The sequence below is a fragment of the Pseudoalteromonas sp. SG45-3 genome (genome assembly GCF_014164075.1).
Classification (GTDB): domain Bacteria; phylum Pseudomonadota; class Gammaproteobacteria; order Enterobacterales; family Alteromonadaceae; genus Pseudoalteromonas; species Pseudoalteromonas distincta.
The window spans coordinates 333,723-353,908 of the sequence record NZ_JACJEN010000003.1 but is presented as its reverse complement, the minus strand read 5'-3'; the positions used below and the strand labels follow the sequence as shown (position 1 = coordinate 353,908).

21 protein-coding genes are annotated in these 20,186 nt (G+C 40.0%); 13 read left to right on the top strand and 8 right to left on the bottom strand.

Annotated features, from left to right (window positions below; all coding sequences use genetic code 11):
• Nucleotides 1–124: 124 nt before the first annotated feature.
• The 4 genes from H5126_RS06085 (at nt 125) to H5126_RS06070 (ending at nt 3,067) form a co-directional block, all read left to right on the top strand.
• Nucleotides 125–310 (top strand): epimerase, encoded by a 186-nt coding sequence (locus H5126_RS06085; RefSeq protein ID WP_182720002.1) that lies wholly within the window; start codon nt 125–127, stop codon nt 308–310.
• 108 nt (nt 311–418) lie between these two features.
• On the top strand, nt 419–1,435 hold the full coding sequence (locus H5126_RS06080) for a kelch repeat-containing protein (RefSeq protein ID WP_154902982.1): 1,017 nt from the start codon (nt 419–421) through the stop codon (nt 1,433–1,435).
• On the top strand, nt 1,432–2,148 hold the full coding sequence (locus H5126_RS06075) for a Sir2 family NAD-dependent protein deacetylase (protein WP_024597449.1): 717 nt from the start codon (nt 1,432–1,434) through the stop codon (nt 2,146–2,148). The genes H5126_RS06080 and H5126_RS06075 overlap by 4 nt, the downstream gene beginning before the upstream one ends.
• Before the next feature lie 121 nt (nt 2,149–2,269).
• Complete coding sequence (locus H5126_RS06070; RefSeq protein WP_182720001.1) at nt 2,270–3,067, top strand: response regulator; 798 nt, start codon at nt 2,270–2,272, stop codon at nt 3,065–3,067.
• A gap of 87 nt (nt 3,068–3,154) precedes the next feature.
• Here H5126_RS06070 and H5126_RS06065 read toward each other — a convergent pair whose 3' ends face one another.
• A complete protein-coding gene (locus H5126_RS06065) occupies nt 3,155–3,757 on the bottom strand; it encodes a LysE/ArgO family amino acid transporter (protein ID WP_182720000.1) in 603 nt (200 codons plus the stop codon).
• Between the two features lie 95 nt (nt 3,758–3,852).
• On the opposite strand from H5126_RS06065, the gene H5126_RS06060 reads away from it, so the two are divergent.
• Entirely contained in the window at nt 3,853–4,746 is an 894-nt protein-coding gene (locus tag H5126_RS06060) for a LysR family transcriptional regulator ArgP (RefSeq protein WP_024598464.1), read from the top strand.
• A 6-nt stretch (nt 4,747–4,752) separates the two neighbouring features.
• Here the strand turns inward: H5126_RS06060 and H5126_RS06055 are convergent, their stop codons facing one another.
• Nucleotides 4,753–6,066, bottom strand: a complete 1,314-nt coding sequence (locus tag H5126_RS06055; RefSeq protein WP_182719999.1) for a M20/M25/M40 family metallo-hydrolase — start codon at nt 6,064–6,066, stop codon at nt 4,753–4,755.
• A 405-nt stretch (nt 6,067–6,471) separates the two neighbouring features.
• Here H5126_RS06055 and H5126_RS06050 point away from each other — a divergent pair, with 405 nt between their 5' ends.
• Nucleotides 6,472–6,930 (top strand): N-acetyltransferase, encoded by a 459-nt coding sequence (locus H5126_RS06050; protein ID WP_182719998.1) that lies wholly within the window; start codon nt 6,472–6,474, stop codon nt 6,928–6,930.
• Between the two features lie 122 nt (nt 6,931–7,052).
• Here the strand turns inward: H5126_RS06050 and H5126_RS06045 are convergent, their stop codons facing one another.
• Complete coding sequence (locus H5126_RS06045; RefSeq protein ID WP_182719997.1) at nt 7,053–7,733, bottom strand: SDR family oxidoreductase; 681 nt, start codon at nt 7,731–7,733, stop codon at nt 7,053–7,055.
• A gap of 48 nt (nt 7,734–7,781) precedes the next feature.
• Nucleotides 7,782–8,462 (bottom strand): SDR family oxidoreductase, encoded by a 681-nt coding sequence (locus tag H5126_RS06040; protein ID WP_182719996.1) that lies wholly within the window; start codon nt 8,460–8,462, stop codon nt 7,782–7,784.
• Nucleotides 8,463–8,737: 275 nt separating this feature from the next.
• On the opposite strand from H5126_RS06040, the gene H5126_RS06035 reads away from it, so the two are divergent.
• Nucleotides 8,738–9,592 carry a mechanosensitive ion channel family protein gene (locus H5126_RS06035; RefSeq protein WP_101216298.1) on the top strand — a complete coding sequence of 285 codons (855 nt, stop codon included), beginning with the start codon at nt 8,738–8,740 and terminating at the stop codon, nt 9,590–9,592.
• An 86-nt stretch (nt 9,593–9,678) separates the two neighbouring features.
• On the opposite strand, the gene astB is transcribed toward H5126_RS06035, so the two are convergent.
• From astB to H5126_RS06020, 3 genes are all read right to left on the bottom strand, one after another.
• Nucleotides 9,679–11,025: an N-succinylarginine dihydrolase gene (astB, locus tag H5126_RS06030; RefSeq protein WP_182719995.1), complete on the bottom strand. Its 1,347-nt coding sequence runs from the start codon at nt 11,023–11,025 to the stop codon at nt 9,679–9,681.
• Between the two features lie 638 nt (nt 11,026–11,663).
• The gene (locus H5126_RS06025) at nt 11,664–12,770 is read right to left on the bottom strand and encodes an L-dopachrome tautomerase-related protein (protein WP_154902981.1); all 1,107 of its coding nucleotides are present in this window, start codon (nt 12,768–12,770) and stop codon (nt 11,664–11,666) included.
• A gap of 45 nt (nt 12,771–12,815) precedes the next feature.
• Nucleotides 12,816–13,250, bottom strand: a complete 435-nt coding sequence (locus H5126_RS06020; RefSeq protein WP_024595413.1) for a MarR family winged helix-turn-helix transcriptional regulator — start codon at nt 13,248–13,250, stop codon at nt 12,816–12,818.
• Nucleotides 13,251–13,373: 123 nt separating this feature from the next.
• Between H5126_RS06020 and H5126_RS06015 the strand changes: the two genes are divergently transcribed.
• From H5126_RS06015 to H5126_RS05995, 5 genes are all read left to right on the top strand, one after another.
• Nucleotides 13,374–13,802 carry an organic hydroperoxide resistance protein gene (locus H5126_RS06015; RefSeq protein WP_182719994.1) on the top strand — a complete coding sequence of 143 codons (429 nt, stop codon included), beginning with the start codon at nt 13,374–13,376 and terminating at the stop codon, nt 13,800–13,802.
• Between the two features lie 175 nt (nt 13,803–13,977).
• Nucleotides 13,978–14,334 (top strand): metalloregulator ArsR/SmtB family transcription factor, encoded by a 357-nt coding sequence (locus H5126_RS06010; protein ID WP_182719993.1) that lies wholly within the window; start codon nt 13,978–13,980, stop codon nt 14,332–14,334.
• A gap of 20 nt (nt 14,335–14,354) precedes the next feature.
• A complete protein-coding gene (locus H5126_RS06005; protein WP_182719992.1) occupies nt 14,355–15,365 on the top strand; it encodes an ArsJ-associated glyceraldehyde-3-phosphate dehydrogenase in 1,011 nt (336 codons plus the stop codon).
• Between the two features lie 24 nt (nt 15,366–15,389).
• Nucleotides 15,390–16,607 carry an organoarsenical effux MFS transporter ArsJ gene (gene arsJ / locus H5126_RS06000; RefSeq protein WP_182719991.1) on the top strand — a complete coding sequence of 406 codons (1,218 nt, stop codon included), beginning with the start codon at nt 15,390–15,392 and terminating at the stop codon, nt 16,605–16,607.
• A 107-nt stretch (nt 16,608–16,714) separates the two neighbouring features.
• A complete protein-coding gene (locus tag H5126_RS05995; protein ID WP_182719990.1) occupies nt 16,715–18,835 on the top strand; it encodes a methyl-accepting chemotaxis protein in 2,121 nt (706 codons plus the stop codon).
• Between the two features lie 104 nt (nt 18,836–18,939).
• Here H5126_RS05995 and H5126_RS05990 read toward each other — a convergent pair whose 3' ends face one another.
• Entirely contained in the window at nt 18,940–19,527 is a 588-nt protein-coding gene (locus tag H5126_RS05990) for a TetR/AcrR family transcriptional regulator (RefSeq protein ID WP_004334521.1), read from the bottom strand.
• Between the two features lie 112 nt (nt 19,528–19,639).
• Between H5126_RS05990 and H5126_RS05985 the strand changes: the two genes are divergently transcribed.
• Nucleotides 19,640–20,182 carry a carboxymuconolactone decarboxylase family protein gene (locus H5126_RS05985; protein ID WP_024595406.1) on the top strand — a complete coding sequence of 181 codons (543 nt, stop codon included), beginning with the start codon at nt 19,640–19,642 and terminating at the stop codon, nt 20,180–20,182.
• Nucleotides 20,183–20,186: the final 4 nt, after the last annotated feature.

Sequence of the window (20,186 nt, the reverse complement as noted above, 5' to 3'; positions counted from 1 at the left end):
GACAGCTCATCTTCACAACGCCCTTAACTACAATACATTACTTACCGCCACATTTTTAATAGCGGTTTTCCAGCGCTGCGTTAAAAATCTATAAATGCTCTTACAGCAGTTTGTAGGTAGTTCCTTGATAAATAAACTGCACAAGTTATGTCTGGGTGATAATGAAGGCAATTACCGTATAGGCAGTAATACATTTTTTACTAATGATGCAGGCGAAAGCAAAGTTTCGGTCACTGATTACGCAACAGCAATGGTTGATGTAGCGCAAAATGCAGCGTACGTAAATCAGCATATTAGTATTGCCTACTAATATGGTTATTAATCAAAAGCGTTTGATTATTTAGATATAACAATACTGGCTCACAAGGCTAAAATAATTTAATCTGAGCGTATTAATTCTTATTAAATTATTTGCCTTATGAGCCTTCTTTTTTCTCTTGCGTTAGCAAGCCTTCCCGCTTTACCTGAGCCTGTTGCAAATAATGCTGTGGCTAAAGTTATTGTAAAAAACCAGCCCTACTTTTTAAGCTTTATGGGGCTGGGGCGCGATAAACAATACTCGTCAGTGCATAACAAAGTGTGGACGCTTAAAGTTGGCGATTCACAGTGGCAATCTAAAACTGGTGTGCCTTCAAGCTTGCCATTAAAAGGGCGCTTAGCAAGCACCGCAGTCGGCTTAGGCGAGTACGCTTATGTGTTTGGCGGCTATACGGTAGCAGAGGATCATACTGAAGTTTCAAGCCCCGACGTATATAGGTACGACGTAATAAAAGATACCTACACTCACCTTGCTAGCATGCCAGTACCCGTAGACGATAGCGTAGCGCTGAGCTACAAAGCGCGTTACATTTATCTAATTAGCGGTTGGCATAACGACGGCAACGTAAACTTAGTACAAGTATACGACACGCAAAATAATACATGGCAACAAGCCTCGCCATTTTTAGGTGAGCCTGTATTTGGCCAAGCCGCTGCTATTAGTGGTAACACCATTGTTATTTGTGATGGCGTTAAAACACAAGCTAATCCTGATTCGCGTCGCTCGTTTGCAGGTGTAGCACAGTGCTTAAAAGGCACAATAGATTCAACTAACCCACAAAAAATAGATTGGCGTACCTTGCCACATCCAACAGGCACTGCTCACTACCGAATGGCAGCCACCAGCTATAATGGCAATATTTATATGATGGCAGGCTCTAATAACCCATATAACTACAGCGCAATAGGTTACGACGGCAAACCTGCACCAGCAAGTGACCATGTTTGGCGCTTTAGTATCAAAAAAAACGAATGGCAGATTTTATCCCCAGTTGAAGTAAAGAGCATGGATCATCGTGGCTTACTTGAGCACAGTGGGGTTTTATATCGAATTGGCGGCATAGATAATAATCAGCAAGTAAGCGCTAACGTGCTCGGTTACGAGGTTGAAAAGTGAACACTCTTTACATTACAGGAGCGGGAGTCAGCGCAGCCAGTGGTATTCCCACCTTTAGAGGGGAGGATGGTTATTGGACCATTGGCAGTAAAAATTATACGCCTATGGAAATGGCAACGCGCGCAATGTACCAAAACGCCCCAAAAGAGTTTTTAGCATGGTATTACCATCGCTTTGCAACGTATCGCAACCATGGCCCAAACGACGTACACCATTGGCTAAGTGACAAAAACCTAATTACTCAAAACATAGATGGGCTTGATGGCAAAGCGGGTAACAAAAATTACATAGCGATACACGGCAGGCTTGATCAAATGACCTTATTTCATGAGCAAGGTGAGCCTGTCACGCCACTTGCCACCCCGTGGGATAGTGTAGACGAAAGCCGCCTGCAAGAGTCTCTTTTTGAGCTATTTAATATTCAAAACCAAACGCCTGAGCTAAACCATTCATTTAAGCCCTTTGTTTTATTATTTGACGAATACTACACCGAGCTTTACAGAATAACACAAGCACAACAGCGTATGCTCAACGCCGATAAAATTGTATTTATGGGCACCTCGTTTAGCGTCAATATTACGCAAATGGCAATTGAAATAGCCCGAAATTACGACATTCCTGTTGAAGTGGTTGACCCTGAACCTGCACATATTTTGCACGCTAACGTCACATATAAAAAAATGAATGCATTAGATTACATTCAATCTAATTAATAAGTACTATATTTTAAAGGGGTTGGTAATGTTTTCTTAAATATTACAATCTCTTTATATAATATTAACGAGTCAAAAATGTTATTATTATCCTGATTATAACAATACTAAAGAGATCTGAATGAGCGACTTAACTGCAATAGCAAACTTGTCCATTTTACTTGTAGAGCCTTCAGAGGTTCAGCAAAAAATAATAATAAAATCGCTTTTAGAAAGTGGTGTAAAACAAGTTGAAACTGCATCTACACAAACACAAGCGCTTAGCTTATTAGCAAGTTATCACCCTGATCTAGTTATAAGCTCTATGTATTTATCTGACGGGACAGCCGACTCACTATTGCAAGAAATAAGATCAAACCTTATCACCGAGCATCAACCTTTTATGCTTATATCGAGCGAGCGTAATAAAAAATACCTTGAGCAATTACGCCAATCGGGTGTGCTGGCTATTTTGCCTAAGCCTTTTAGCGCAAAAGCCATTACCCGCGCACTCAAAGCAACCCTCGATATCATAAGCGAAGAAGAAGTAGAACTTGATCATTTTGACGTAACGCTGCTGCGAGTTTTAGTGGTAGACGACAGCCGCTTTGCGCGTAAACACATAATACGCGTACTTGCGGGTATGGGAATACCTGCACCAATAGAAGCTGAAAACGGTAAAGAAGCTATTGAGCACTTAAACAACCAACCGTTTGACTTAATAGTAACCGACTACAACATGCCAGAAATGGACGGACGGGAACTAACAGAAGCCGTTAGAAGCTCAAATAGCTACTCACATATTCCTATTTTAATGGTGAGCTCAGAGGCAAACGAAACGCACCTAGCAAACATAGCCCAAGCAGGGGTCGATGCAATTTGTGATAAACCGTTTGAGCCAGCAACCGTAAAAGATTTACTGTTTAAAATAATGTCTTAAATTATTAACCCAAAGGCTAACGTTAAAACACATTAGCCTAAGTGAATATAATAAAAGCAGCGCTTGTTAAAAGTCGCTGCTTTTATTTTATTGGCTAGGCACGTTATAAAGGCTAAACGCCACAAAACATAATATAACTGCAATTGCGGTATCAAATACTCGCCATCTAAATGGTGAACTTAATATGTTTTTAAGTTTAGGTGCAAAAAATACTAAGCTGCTAAACCAAATTATTGAGCCAACACAAGCGCCAAGTGCAAAATGCATTGGGTTTGGTTGTAAAGCGCCAATATTGCCAAGTAATAACACGGTATCTAAATACACATGTGGATTTAACAAACTAATTGCAAAGGCCGAAAGAGCAGTACTCCACCAGCTTACTTTTTCTACTTGACTTACCTTTAAACCCGAAGTCCCTTTAACTGCTCGCATTGCAGATCCATACGCTAAGTACAAGAGCATCGCAATACCGCCCCACGTTAACCAAGGTAGTAAGCCCGGTAATAATTGCTGTAATTCATTTGCTGCAAATACACCTATTAAAATAAGAGTCGCGTCACAAATAATGCATACCGAGGCTAAAACAAACCGATTAGCGCCAGCCATACATTGGCTTAAAATCCAGATGTTTTGCGCGCCAATAGCAATAATTAAACTTAGTCCCAGAATCACACCCGATAAAAACGACATACTTTAAATCCACTTAATTATTCAATGCCTTGCAGGGTAGGGGGTATTCTGTTACAAATCCAATGAATATATTTAGGGTTATATGCGTAAAACTCATGATTGATTATCAACTACTCAATGCACTGTCGGCGGTTATTAGTGAAGGCGGGTTTGAAAAAGCCTCTAAAAAACTATTTATTACGCAATCGGCAGTAAGTCGGCGAATTCATCAACTCGAAGCCAAACTTGGAGAGCCTGTAATTATTAGAACGCAGCCACCTCGCCCGACCGCTCTTGGCAAGCGTTTACTTAATCATTTACAGCAAGTGCTGCAGTTAGAAGTTGCTTTAAACGTAGATGCACTTAACGAACACTCCAGCTTAAATACACCTCTTAGTGTAAAGTTGGCTGCCAATGCTGACTCACTAGCTACATGGTTGCCAGAAGCCCTTGCCATACTAGATACAGAATCTGATTGTAAATTTAGATTTGAAGTGATCTCAGAGGATCAATCCATCGCTCATAAAAGAATGAAAGATGGCGAGGTAATGGTGTGTATCAGCTCATCTCCTGAGCCTGTAAATGGCGGGTTAGCAAGCCCATTAGGCGCTATACGCTACAAGGCAATTGCGAGTCCTGACTTTATTAAGCAACATAACCTCACTTCGCTTTCGCAATTGGCGCAGCTGCCCTGTTTAGTTTTTAGTGAATACGACAAGCTACAGCACCAGTTTTTAGAAGATATTAACGGCTCAACGCCAGAGTATATGCATATATATCCCTCATCAGAGGGATTTAAACAAGCCATGATAGCAGGCCTAGGCTATGGTTTATTGCCGACTTTGCAGCTTGGCGATTCCTTGCAAAAAGGGGAGTTAGTTGACTTATTTCCAGAGTATTATATTGATACGCCCTTGTACTGGCATTATTGGCAAAGTGAAAGCCCGCAACTTAAAGCACTGCGTAAGTTTGCAATGCAAGTTGCGGCTAACCGATTAGAACCAATTTAAAGGTGTTTATAACTGCCCTAATCTATAAATGAGTAATGCAGTTTTTTTAATGTTTTTATCAAGGCTGGTTAAATCGGCCGTTTCGTTTTTAGTGTGCGCGCCGCTGCCCATTAAGCCTAAACCATCAAGTGCCATATTAACATGGTTTGCGGCAAACGAAATATCTGCCGCGCCTGCATTGCGAGGGTTGGCGGCTACTACTTTGTTGAAGCCTAAATCGTGGCTTGCGTCGCTGTATAATTCTAATAGCTTTTTATTGCCATCAGTTAATGCCATTGGCGGGTAACCGTCTTCAAAAATAAGCTCTGCTTTACTGCCATTTAGACTGTTGCTAGCAATAAGTTGCATTGATCTTTTTGCGTTTTCTAATTGTTTTGGTGAAAGTGCGCGTAAATCACCTGCCACATACACGGTTTGTGCTATTACATTACTTTTACCAAACGCCGTTGCTGACGAATTAGCACTGTCGTAATCGGCATTTGTACCGCCCACAATAAGCCCTGGGTTAAATGTTAAGTTAGGTTGCGTGGCAAGTTGCTCTCTAAAATCATTTAAAATGCGTGATGCTTCGTAAATAGCGCCATAACCAACGCTGTCGCTAAATATTTGCGACGAATGCGCTGCATTTGCCGTTACATTTAGCGTCCAGCCGGTATAACCACGGCGCGCCGCCATAGCTGTTTTTATATTGTTATCGCCATTTTCATAGCCAAGCGCTACGTCAGCCCAAATTGCTGCATCAACAATAGCTTGTTTAGATAAGCTAAGTGGGCGACCGCTGCTTTCTTCATCGCCAGTCAGCAATACTTTTATGCTTACATTTTCTAGTAAATTAAGGGCTTGTAAGCTTTTAAGTGCGGTAATTATTATCGTGTTACCGCCTTTCATATCGGCAACGCCTGGGCCACTGGCTGTATCGGCATCAAGTTGTTTGTAGGTAGTAAAGTTATCGTTTTTGGCAAATACCGTATCTAGATGGCCGATCATCAGTATTTTTATTGCATCGGGGTTTTTACTCTCATGGGTTGCCAGTACATGTCCTGCGCGGTTAAACGCACTGCCATCCAGCCATTCTACTTTAAAACCAATGGCCTTAAGTTGCTCGCTTGTCAGCGCGCCTACTTTTTTTACACCTTCAATATTAAGCGATCCGCTATTAGTATTTACGGCTTGCTCTATTTCTTTAAGTGCTTGGGGAATATTTTTATCGACCTGTTTTACTATTTCACGCTCATTTTTATCAAGCGCCGCATGGCTTGTAAGTGGTAGGGTACTAGCAAGTGTAAGGATAAGTGCATGGCTAAATTTTAAAAATGACATAACAGCATAATAAGTGAGAAATAAGAATATTTAATATGAATTAAAAATACAGAGGATTCAATAGAAGTAGATTGTGATTTTTAACTAATTTTATAAGCAATAACGAGTTACAAGTTTAAGGGTCAAAGGGTGAACGTGTTATTAGTTTAAACACAGGTACTTAAAATATAATCTTTTAATTAATAATCAAGCTGCATAACTAAACAGTAATTTGTCTGATATTACTGAACTCCACCATTTTGGGGTTTTGCTGCATTTAGGAAAGGTAAGGCGAAGCTAACTAACTGTTTACAGTTGTTTATTTTATAGCTAGGATAAAGTCATTGTAATATAAGGACATTTGCCGGTTTGTAAAGCGACAAATGTCGTAGACTAAATTGTTAGTTGCCAAAAGGAATTGAGTATATGGAAATATTTCACGCCACAATAGAAGATGCAGAATGTTTACTAGAACTTCAGCGCGTAGCTTATCAATCAGAAGCTGAACTGCATAATGACTTTAATATCCCGCCTTTAACTCAAACGCTTGATGAACTGAAAGCAGACTTTGAGAAGAAAATCATTTTGAAAGTTGTTGATAACGGTAAGTTATTGGCAAGCGGTCAAGCTCGCTTAGAAGCTGGTAGTTGTCATATTGGACGCATGGCGGTATGGCCTGAACTGCATGGCCAGGGTGTTGGCTCTAAGTTGCTTTCTTCACTTGAAACTATATTTCCAGAAGCTAATCGTGTCGAGCTTTTTACAGGGGAGTTTAGTGCTTCTAATTTAGCGATGTATAAACGCCGTGGTTATTCTGAGTTTAAAACGGCAAAGCTGGGTAAAACGAGAGTTGTATTCTTAGAACGCAATCTAAAAAGCAGCTAACAAGCTTTTATTAATGCCGAATATTTTCCCTTCATTCTATCTAGCCGGTATTTAGAATTAACAACCATCAGGTTTAATACCATTAGCATTAAACCTGACAGCTCAAACTCAACCAATCAACGTTAATTAGTCGGCATTAAATAAATCTCACGTACGCTGTTGCGCTGGTTTGCTTCAATAGCAAACAGTACAGCGTCGGCTACATCTTGTGGGGCGAGTTTATTGGGTTTTGCCTCATCAAAAAACGGGGTGTTTACCATACCTGGTGCTATGGTGGTACAGCGGCCATTCCACTCACTCATTTCCTCAGCTAAGTTTTGTCCAAAGCCATAAGCAAACCATTTAGTTGCACCGTAAATAGAGCCTCCAATTGGCTTACGGCCAGCGGCAGAGCTGGTTAATATAAAGTGACCTTTGTTTTGGCGTAAATGCGGCAGTGTTAATTTAGCAGTCCACAGTAGGGCTTTAATGTTTATGTCGATCATGGTTGACCACTCATCCGGATCGCCTTTTTCGGTGCCCGCGGTTGAAACGCCCATGCCTGCGTTAGCAAAGGCTACATCCAAACGGCCAAACTTTTCAATGCCTTTTGTTACTACGTTTTCAAGTGCGGTAAAGTCTGTGGCATCTGCAGCTACGCTAAGTGCGTTATTTGAGCCTAATGATTCAACTAATTTAGTTAATTTGTCTTCGCTTCTGGCGGTTAAAATGACTTTGTGGCCATTGTTAACCAGCGTTTTTGCGGTTGCTTCGCCAATACCGCTTGAAGCACCTGTAATGAGGACTATTTTTTCTTTCGCCATGATTATTTCTCCTATGTTTACATATTTAAAATTATGAGAATTGTTTTACTAATGAGTTGGTCTTAAATGTATTTCTCTGATGTTATTGCGCTGATTTGCCTCAATGGCAAATAACACAGCCTCGGCAACATCTTGCGGGTATAACTTGTCAGGTCTTGCTTCATCAGTAAAAGGGGTATTTACAGCGCCAGGGGTGATGGTTGTACAACGCCCATCCCATTCACTAATTTCTTGTGCTAGGTTTTGAGAAAAACCGTAAGTAAACCATTTGCTTGCACCGTATATAGAGCCTTTAACAGCTCTGCGACCAGTTGCTGAGCTAGTAATAATAAAGTGTCCTTTGCTTTGGCGTAAATGCGCAAGCGTTAGTTTTGCAGTCCACAGTAGGGCTTTGATGTTTATGTCGATCATGGTGGACCACTCATTGGGGTCGCCTTTTTCAACTCCTAAAGTGTCTAGCCCTTTACCTGCATTAGCAAAGGCAACATCCAAACGACCAAATTTTTCAATGCCTTTAGCAACAACGTTTTCAAGCGCGGTAAAGTCTGTTGCATCTGCGGCTACGCTAATGGCGTTATCTGAGCCCAACGACTCTACTAATTCAGTTAATTTATCTTCGCGTCTAGCGGTAAGTATTACTTTATGACCATTGTTAACCAGCATTTTTGCGGTTGCTTCGCCAATACCACTTGAAGCGCCGGTTATGAGTACTATTTTCTCTTTTCCCATAGATAACCTCTTTTGTGAACATTGTAAGCTTAAAATAACCATACCAATAAACGATTAACCTATATTGAATAGGCGCTATAAATTAGCCGTAAATAGGCGGGCTTTACGTATCAAAAACCATAGTTTTAACGGTATTTTTAAAGTTGAAATAAGTGATTAAAAAAGATAGGTTTAAATTTTTTATTCTATATACTCGCGCCACTTCTTTTGAAGTCGGTTTTTATTAGATTTAACCATTATTTTGCTGAGTTTCAGCCACATTTATCGGAACAAACATGAAAGATAAGCTTTTAGCGTTTTGGCAAAGCCATTCAGAAACAATCATCACTTTAGGGTACAAAGTGATTTTAGCGTTGGTGATTTTAGTTGCGAGTGCCTTAATTGCACGCTCGGTTAAAAAAGCGATTAAAAACTCTAAATCTCCATTAAAAAGAGTAGATAGTACGCTACTCCCACTTTTATCGAGTATTGCTGGTTATTTAGTTTATATAATTGGCGGGCTATTTATTTTAGATATTTTTGGCGTTAATACGGCAAGCTTAATTGCGCTAATGGGCGCTGCGGGTTTAGCGATTGGTTTAGCCCTTAAAAATACGCTGAGCAATATTGCTGCGGGTATTATGCTGCTAATACTCAGACCTTTTAAAATAGGCGACTTTGTTGATGCCAGTGGCACGCTTGGTACTGTGAGTGAAATCAACCTGTTTACCACTATTTTTAAAACCACCGACGGTCTTTATATAGCATCGCCTAACGGCAAAGTATGGGGTGGCAATATTAAAAACTTTACCCGTAATGGCAAAAGACGGATGGACATAGTGGTGGGTATTTCGTATGCCGACTCTATTGATGTTGGCTTAAATGTACTTAAAGAATTAGCCGCATCAGAGAGCCGATTACTCGCAGAGCCTGCACCTAAAGTAATGGTGACATCAATAGGCGAAAGCGCAGTAAACATTCAATTACGTGCGTGGGCTGTTAATGGTGATTATTGGCAAACCGTGTGGGATTTAAATAAACGTGTTAAAGAAGCAATTGAAGGCGCTGGGCTGAGTATTCCGTTTCCGCAGCGTACGCTGCATTTATCGGAGTCGATGGCGTCGGCAATAACTGTTAACAAAGATGCTTAAATATGTATTAACATAAACATAAACACGAATAAAAATAGCGAGCCTTTGCTCGCTATTTTTGTATTAGCCTTTGTGCTGACGAGGTATTAACCTTCTAATTGAAAGTCGTACACTGAGCCTAAATTAAGTAGCTGCGTTAGCTCATCAAGTGCTTGGTAGCTTTCGGTGAGTAGGGCTGAATCTGCAAAGTCACTTGCGCCTAATTTGTCGCGGTAGTTACGTTTTGCCCAGTCACACAGTTGTGTGTATTTAGTATCGGTTAAAATAACCTCTGGGTTTACTGCAGCAAGTTCTTGCTCGTTAAGGGCTACACGTAAACGCAAGCAAGCTGGGCCGCCGCCATTTTGCATACTTTGGCGTAAATCAAAAAACTGCACTTGGTTTACTGGGTTATCAGCCATAATCATTTCTTCAATGTAGGCGTTAACCGCGCTGTTGCGTTTACACTCTTGTGGTGCCACTAACAGCATTGAACCATCTTCAAGGCTCACTAACTGGCTATTAAATAAGTAACTACTTACAGCATCGGAAATACTTACTTTGTCGGTAGGTACTTCAATAATGTAAAATTCTTTATTGCCTACATACGCTTCGCGAATATCTTGCAGTGCCAGAGCTTGGTTTAAAAATGCTTGCTGGTGGCACAGTAATACATTGGCGTTACCTACTGCAATTACATCATTATGAAACACACCTTGGTCTATTACGTCTGGGTTTTGCTGTAGTAAAATTTGGCTTGAATCTTTTAAGTTATGTAAACGACAAATTGCTTCTGAGGCTTCGAGTGTTTGCCTTGCAGGAAATTTAGCTGGTTTTGGTAATTGGCTGTTAAACGCGCTGGCACCAAATACAAACATTTCAAGGCCTTGCTCGCCGTGGCTGTCACAAAAACGAGTATGGTTTGCTGCACCTTCGTCGCCAAAAAAGCCTTGGTCGGGTAAATGGGTATGGTGCGCAAAGTATTTGTCGTTATTAAACATCGCTTTTAATAAGCGCGTAGTGGTTGCAGGCTCTAATGAACGATGAAACTTATTATTTAAATTAGCTGAAGTAAAATGTACTTTGCCGTCGGTTGTATCAGGAGATGGCGATACCGTAGCGGCATTGGCTGTCCACATTGCAGACGCTGAATAACACGCGCGTAATAAAATTGGGTCAGCTTTAAATGCTTTATGAATTACCTGTGCATCATTACCGGTAAAGCCTAAGCGGCGCAGTACGTTTAAGTCGGGGCGCGCATGAGGGGCAAATACACCTTGGGTTAGGCCTTTGTCGTGCATGGCTTTCATTTTTTCAAGGCCTTGAAGCACTGCCTCTTGAGGATTTGAAAAGCTTGCTGCGTTATTTAACGAAGCAACATTACCATACGATAAACCAGCGTAGTTGTGAGTAGGACCCACTAAGCCATCAAAATTAACTTCCAAAGCGTGCATACACGTTCCAACTAAAAATTTTCAATAGGATGCAACAATACAACGCATTAGGGCTGCTTGCAAAGTTATAAACGCAGTGTTTTTACTAATTTTTTCGACGTTTTTAAATGTGGAGTTTATTACAAGGAGGTTGTTTTTATATTGAACGATTAATTTGAAGTTTAATTAAAATGTACACATAAATTTCATAGTGTGCAAAAGCTTAGCCTAAAGTAGGTTTTTACATTTAAGCTTTATGCCAAGCCTTTACACAATACGATGTTACTTAACATAGACGCGCTCTTTGTCAGCGGTGGTATGGGTATTTGTTGGATCATTAACTTGCCAAACGCTAATGTCTAAACGCCATAAAAGGTAAAGGGTATGGTATAAGTTGAGCATGGTTTTTCCTTGGTATTTTCACTGAACACATCAGTTTATTGGAAGAAGTATGCCAACATTAACTTGAATATTTTATGAATATAAATCAGGTATTTAGTATTTAAGTGTAAATACATACTTAAGGATTAGCACCAAAGAGGTGAAGTATTTTTAAAATATGCACCAGTGTGGTGTGTTTTTAACAAAAAAGCCCTGCAACTATTAGGTCACTTAAATGTGCAAGGCTTTTTAAAAAATGTAGTCACTTAAAAAGAAAATTAGCGGCCTACTTTTCCTTTGACTAAAGGCTCGAACGACATTACTTTAAACTTACCGTGGCTTTGATTTTTGCCATTATTAAGTACAGGCGAATTATGTAAGTCGTCAACGGTAAAGTATATTTTATGATCGGGTCCGTAGCTAAAGCCATCAGGCCAGCTCAAACGTTCGTCTTTAAATAATACTTCGTAGTCGCCAGTGGGTTTAACTACGCCAATTGCGCCATTGGTTATGTCGGTTACATATACGTTACCGCCGCCATCAACAATAATACCATCTGAAATTGGCTTAGTGCCGTAACGCGTAACTTTGTCTTCAAGCGCTTTACCCGAAAGGCTCTCGTTATTTATATCGCTGGTGGCAATGCGGTAAACTGACGTGCCCGACATTGAGCCAAAGTAAAGCCAGTCTTCGTTAGGGTCAAGCGTAATAGGGTTGACACCTAAGCGGGCTGGTTGTCCGCCAAGGCTCATTATGCGCCCATCAATAACCATATCGATATTTTCGGCGGTGGTGTAATGGCTATTTTGTAACACTCTGCGTGCGACACCTGTTTTAAGGTTTACCGTAATAATAGCGGCTTGGCTGCCTTGGGCTGTGTCGGCAATGTATACAACGCCATGTTTATTATCGATGACTAAATCGTTTAAAAACGAGGTGTCGGTAATGGTTGGTTTAGCCAGATAAATGATTTTATGTAGTTGCTCTTTGTTTGTATCCCAACCTACTAAGCGCCCAGCGTGATCGGGCCCTGAGGTGTCGAGCATCCATAATACACCATCGCTTGATACGTTTATGCCAAGTACGTCGTAAAAACCTTTACCGTTATTGTACGCGTATGCCCACTCTTCATTAGGATAGGGCTTAGTTGTACCATCGCTTAAAAGCTCCATAATTTTTTGCTTTTGGCCAAAAAAGCCATGCACAGATAAAAACTTTCTGCCCGATGGGGTAATAGCAATGTTGCCCGGAGGGTGCTGCGCATCAAATGTGGCTACTGTTTTTAAATCAGCATTTTGATTATCGGTATTAGCAGATACGGCGTTGCTACCTAAAAGAGCCGTGCTACACGCCGCTGCTAATAGTAGTTTTTTAATATGAGTCATTTTTAAAACCTTTTAAAACACGTTTATTGTTTAAAAATTAAGAGCCTAATCGGCTAAGTCGTTTACTACTAAATCGAGCAGCTGCATCAACTGTTTCGCTTGTGTTGCATCTACACTATCAAATTTACATAAAATATTTTTAGGAATATCGGCTGCTTTTAACTTAAGTGATTGGCCATGCTTGGTTAGCTGAACTAGGCGTTTGCGTTTGTCGTGCTCATCTTTAATAACAGCCAGTAATGATTTGTCGCTCATTTTTTTGAGTATTTGGGTCATTGCACCGCCATCTATCGCGGTTTTATCTATTAGCTCTGCAATTGTTATTTCGTCTTGCTCCCACAGCGCCATCATTACTACGTATTGCGGATAAGTTAAATTTAGCTCGTTTAAAGGCTCGCGATACGCACGCGCAATGCTGTTAGATGCCATATATAACCGATGACATAACTGATTTTTTAACTTTAATTGCTCAAACGGCATAACGTTATCCTTTATTTCGATACATGGCATTTTAATTTGCATGCAAAGTATTTGCAATCTCTAATTACTTGTTCTATTATTTTGCATACAAACTAAATTAATTACTAAACTTTGGAGTTCATTATGAATGTATTACAAAACGTAGCTTATACAGCAAAAGCAACTGCAACTGGCGGCCGCGAAGGCGTAGCTAAATCTGATGATGGTCGTTTAGATGTAAATTTATCAACACCTAAAGGTTTAGGCGGAGACGACGGTCAAGGTACTAACCCTGAGCAATTATTTGCCGCAGGTTATGCCGCGTGTTTTATTGGCGCACTAAAATTTGTAGCAGGTAGCGAAAAAATAGATTTACCAAGCGACACACATATTGACTCACGAGTATCTATTGGCGCGATTGAAGGCGGTTTTGGTATTGCAGTAAAACTTGCTGTATCACTAGGTGATATGGATAAAGCTGCAGCGCAGGAGCTTGTAGATAAAGCGCACCAAGTATGTCCGTATTCAAACGCAACACGTGGCAATATTGAAGTAGAGCTTTCAGTTATTTAATTAATTGCTAAGTTAACTAATTCTGTAATAGCCCAGTGGTTTTGTCACTGGGCTTTTTTGTGCGTGGAGTTTAATAAAATGAGTCGTTAAATAAATATACAAAAAATCATATATTCACTATTCCATATGTTCTGTTTTTGTTTTATTGTATGTGCAATAAAACTGCGAGGACAATATGGAACAATTCAACCCACTTCAATTTTATAAATGCCTAGCGGACGATACGCGTTTAAAAGCAATGCTGCTCATTAGCCATCAAGAAGAGCTATGTGTATGCGAACTGGTTACTGCACTTGAGCTAAGCCAGCCTAAAGTGTCTCGCCATTTAGCGCAGTTAAGACAATGCGGATTGTTGAGCGGCCGTAAACAAAATCAATGGGTTTATTACAGTATTAATAAAGCCCTACCAGAGTGGGCTAAAAATGTATTAACGCAAACGCTTACTGCTAACCCTTCATTTTATGAAAACGATTTAACGCGCTTAAATGTTATGGGTAATCGCCCTGAACGTATTACTAGCTGCTGTAACTAACTTATTAAAGGTATTTAATTATGACTATTAAAGTAGGTATTAACGGTTTTGGCCGTATGGGACGTTTAACTCTGCGTGCAGCAGTTGATTGGCCAGAAATAGAGTTTATTAAAGTAAATGATGTAGCGGGCGATGCTAAAACCCACGCACATTTAATTGAGTTTGACTCAGTACACGGGCGCTTAGCACAACAGGTTTCTAGTGATGATAATAGCTTTAGTGTGGGTAAACACACGATTGCAGTTACCAACAACAAAACCATAAACGAAACTGATTGGTCTGATTGCGATGTAGTAATAGAAGCCAGCGGTAAAATGAAAACCACAGAGCTGTTAAATCAATATTTAGCGCAAGGTGTTAAGCGTGTTGTGGTAACCGCACCTGTAAAAGAAGACGGTATTTTAAATGTAGTAGTGGGTGTAAACGATGATCTTTATAACCCAAGTGAGCATAAAATTGTTACAGCCGCCTCGTGTACTACTAACTGTTTAGCGCCAATAGTAAAAGTACTGCAAGAAAAAGTGGGTATTAAGCACGGCTCAATGACAACGATTCACGACATTACTAATACCCAAACGATTATTGATGCCCCTCATAAAGATTTACGCCGTGCGCGTTCGTGCGGTACAAGTTTAATACCTACTACAACCGGTAGTGCAACTGCTATTACGCATATTTTTCCTGAGCTTAAAGGTAAATTAAACGGCCATGCCGTGCGTGTACCTCTTACTAACGCATCAATTACCGATTGTGTTTTTGAGCTCGAGCGAGGTGTTACACAAAGTGAAGTAAACACGTGGTTTAAAGACGCTGCAAATAACGAGCTACAAGGTATTTTAGGCTACGAAGAAAAGCCGCTTGTATCTATAGATTACAAAACAGATCCGCGCAGCTGCACTATTGATGCGCTTTCAACCATGGTAATTAACAACACTCAACTTAAACTATACGCTTGGTACGATAACGAGTGGGGTTATGCAAACCGTACTGCTGAGCTAATGCTTAAAGTTGCACAAAGTGATTTGGTTTAATCTCGTTTAAAAAGGTTTAACGCTATGTTTGCGCAGTTGGCTAACTTACCGAGCTCTATAAAACAATATTTAATAATTACTGGTAACTATTGGGCATTTACTTTAACTGATGGTGCGCTACGCATGTTGGTGGTGCTGTATTTTCATCAGTTAGGTTATGGCGCATTTGCGATAGCCATGTTGTTTTTGTTTTATGAAATATTTGGGGTGATCACCAATTTAGTAGGTGGTTGGCTTGGCGCGCATTTAGGGTTGAACAAAACCATGAATGTAGGGCTTGGGCTACAACTTGTCGCTTTAGCCATGCTTTGCGTGCCAGGGGATTGGCTAACCGTTGCCTATGTTATGGCAGCGCAAGCACTGAGTGGCATAGCAAAAGACTTAAATAAAATGAGTGCAAAGAGCGCCATTAAGTATTTAGTACCACAAGACGATGCAGGGCAAAGCCAATTATATAAATGGATTGCTATACTTACGGGCTCTAAAAATGCTTTAAAAGGGGTGGGCTTTTTTTTAGGCGGCTTATTACTAACTGTATTTGGTTTTGTAGGTGCACTAATAAGCCTAATTGCATTACTTAGTGTTGCGTGGGTTATTAGTTTATTTTTTTTAAAAGGCGATATTGGTAAAGCTAAAAACAAACCTAAGTTTAAAGAATTATTTTCTAAATCTCGTGCAATCAACTTACTTAGTGCTGCGCGTTTATGTTTGTTTGCGGCGCGCGATGTATGGTTTGTGGTTGCATTGCCGGTTTACTTAGCCGCTCAGTTCAACTGGGATCACTGGTGGGTAAGCGGCTTTATGGCTTTGTGGGTTATTGCTTATGGGCTGGTGCAATCGCAAGCTCCGCGCATAACTGGGCAAAGCGATTCAAATTCACACTCAGTCAAAAAAGCATATTGGTGGGTTGCTTTATTAAGTGGCGTAACCTGTATTTTAGCGTTGTTGATGCAATTGGATATAGCGGTACATTTTACGCTTGTAATAGGCTTACTTATTTTTGGTGGAGTATTTGCTGTAAATTCATCGCTGCATAGTTACTTAATAGTAAGTTTTGCTAAAAATGATGGGGTGTCACTAGACGTTGGCTTTTATTATATGGCCAATGCGATAGGGCGTTTGCTTGGTACGGTGCTTTCTGGTTGGGTTTTTCAAGTATATGGGCTTAGTGCGTGTTTATGGGTAAGTGTGTGTTTATTAGTTTTAGCCGCAATTACAACAGCACGGTTAGCTAAACTTTAAAAAACCCAACGTATTGTATTAAATTCAATTTGTTTAACGATATTCATAGCTTCGTTGGTTAGATCTACTAAACTGTATCAGTAGTTTTAATTTAAAGGGTGTAATGAATGCGAGAAATATCGTTAGCAAAAAAGTTACTCTGGCTTAGTGTCGGTAGTATATTTATAACTGTACTAGTGTTATCAGGCGTTTTGTGGTGGCAGTTATCATCAAGTAATAAGCAGTTAGCGACTAAATCTGAAGAGTACATTACTGTAGAAGTAGAAGAAAAGCTTAATGCTCATGCAGCTGGATACGGAGAAAAAATTGCAGGCTTTATTAATGAAGCTTACCGCATTCCTTATTCATTAGCGGCTTTATTAGGTGACGCAGCCAAAAGCGAAACCCTGAGCCGCGATACAGTAGTAAGTATTAACCGCTCGATGTTAGAGCAAAATACTCTGCTTTCTTCTATATATTCGCAATTTGAGCCTAATGCTTTTGATGGGCAAGATTCGAGCTTTAAACAAGGTTACAAACATTCGGTTAATGGTAATGGCACCTTAGAGGTGTATATTACTCGCGACCAAAACGGCGTAATTGAACAGCAAAAAGTAGCTAATGCTGCCGATAAATATATTACCTCTTTAAATGAATTTGGTATTCGTGAAGCGCATTGGTATTTGTGTGCAAAAGACACGCTTAAGCCTTGTATTATGGAACCGTATTTATACGAAATCCCATCGGGCGACTCAGTAATGCTAACTTCGTTAACTGTGCCTATTTTAAAGTCAGGTCAGTTTATTGGTTTAGCTGGCGTTGATTTAACGCTCCCAACTTTTCAGGGCTTAACCGAAAAGCTGTCGAGCGAGCTTTACAACGGCCAAGCAAAAGTAACACTTTTAAGTGATATAGGTTTAATTGTAGGCAGCAGTCACTATAAATCTAAATTAGGCCGCCCATTTAAAGAAGTGGTTAGTAGCAACACTTACAGCGAGCTTGTTAAATTTAAAGGTCAACATGGCCTCTTTAAAACGCCTCGCGAGTATTTAGTTAACTACCCAATTAATATAAAACTAGCTAACACTCAGTGGTCATTAATCATAGAAGTACCTACAGATCTAGCACTTGCAGGGCCTGAAGCGCTAGAAAAAAACATGCAAGAGACAGCAACATCACTCAGATTTATTATTTTAATAACAGGCTTAGTAATTGCTGTGGTTGCTTTTGTTATTATGAAATTAGTAATAGCAGGTGTAATAGCGCCGCTACAACAAATTCAACAGCGGGTTGATAACCTCGCAAGTTCTGAAGGTGATTTAACACATACATTGCATGTTGATAGTCACGCAGAGCTTATTGCATTAGCTGGTGGGTTTAATCGATTTTTAGCAAAGCTACGTGATTTAATTTCTGAGCTTAAAACGGTGTCTGATCAAACCAAGCAGCAAGGCGAAATAGCACAACACATAGCTATTGATACAAAGCACAATGTGCAATCTCAATTTCAAGAAATTGAAAGTGTGGTAACGGCTATGAACGAAATGAGCGCAACAGCACTTGAAGTCGCCAGAGCATCAGAGCAATCAGCCCAACAAGCCGATGAAATAAATAGCTTGGTAGTGAGCAGTGAGTCGAGCTTATCTTCAGCGATGACGCAAGTTAAAACGATGTCTGAAGAAATTAAAGAAGCTAACCAAGCCGTTGAAAAAGTTGCTTCGCGTAGTAAAGATATTACGCAAATATTAGATGTAATTCGTACTATTTCAGAACAAACAAATTTACTTGCACTTAACGCTGCTATTGAAGCTGCGCGCGCTGGTGAACATGGGCGCGGCTTTGCTGTTGTTGCCGATGAAGTACGTGCACTTGCTTCTAAAACGCGTTCATCAACAGATGACATAAGCCAGTTAATTGATAGCTTATTATCTGAAGTGGGTAATGCGTCTACCGTTATTGAAAAAGGCGTAGTACGTGCGCAAAATGCTGTTGATGAAACATCAGTAGCTTTTGATGCTCTGCACAGTGTTGTCGTTAAAGTTGATGAAATAACCAATCAAATTACACATATTGCAACCGCGGCTGAAGAACAAAGCTTAGTGACCGAAGAAATTAACCGTAATTTAACGCTTATATCTGATGCCGCCTCGCAACTTGCTGACTTATCTACACAAGCAGGGGATAGCAGCGAAGCGCTTAATGCACTCGTTGCCCAGCAAGATAATGAACTTAATAAGCTTAAAACGTAACTTACAAATTAAGTTTTAAGCACAAAAAAAATGGCCAGTTAATACTGGCCATTTTTATTTAGTAGAATAAATGTAACTTGTTGAGAATGCTCGATAACTGCTATTTATAACTTTTTAATCAACATAAACATTTGGTTGATCATTGGCTCAGCAAATTGCTCTACATTAGGACGATTAAAATAACCGCGTAAACCTGTAAATTGCACTTGAAAAAAGCGCGCATATTCAACAGCGGTCAACGTGTTACTTAACTCACCTTTGTTTATTGCTTGGTTAAATAATTGCGTTAAATAAGCTTCAAATTGAGCCGTTAAATCTAAGCTTAGCTCATACAGGTTTGAATCTTTTTCTGCAAACTCGCTGTTTGCTTTAACTAGCATACAAATAGCGCTTGGACTGCAATCTTTTGTTTTAATTACCACGTTTTCAACAAACGCACGTAATCCACCAAGTACTGTATCGGCACTTGATAAAAACCCTTCTATTTGGGTTTTCATTTGTACGGTGTAATCTTTCAGCGATTCGCAGTATAGGCCTTCTTTAGAGCCAAACGCAGAGTAAATACTACCTGGGCGCATATTAACGGCTTCTTGTAAGTCACGCGTTGAGGTTGCATGAAAACCTTTTTGCCAAAATAGCTGACTAGCAACGCGAACTACATTCTCGCGTTCAAATTTAACCTTATTAGCCATATCATTCTCAATCAATTTGAACATTTGCTCAATTTTAACTTGAACAGTCGCTCAAAATCAAATACTATGTGTCTCGAAGTTACTTAAAACTATTAATTATTAGGAGCTAACCATGGCCGAATTTACTTTATACACTCAAGAAAACGCACCAGAAGAAGCAAAACCGTTACTAGCTGATTCAGTAGCAGCATTTGGTATGCTTCCTAACTTACATGCAGTAATGGCTGAAGCACCAACATTACTTAAAGGTTACCAAGTACTGCATGAGTTGTTTCAAAAAACATCATTCAACGCAGAAGAGCTAACAGTAGTATGGCAATCAATTAACGTAGAGCACGACTGTCATTACTGTGTTCCTGCTCACAGTGGTATTGCAGCGGCAATGAAGGTTGATCAAGGTATTGTTGACGCACTTGTTAACAAAACACCACTTGAAAACCCTAAGCTAGAAACTCTTCGTGAAACTACACTTGCAATGACACGTGAACGTGGCGTGATCAGCGATGAGCAAATCGAAAAATTTTTTGCCGCAGGTTACGCTAAGCAGCAACTACTTGAAATTATTGTAGGCTTGTCTCAAAAAGTAATGAGCAACTACACTAATCACCTTGCTGATACACCAGTAGACGCTGCATTTAAAAAATACGTAAAATAAATAC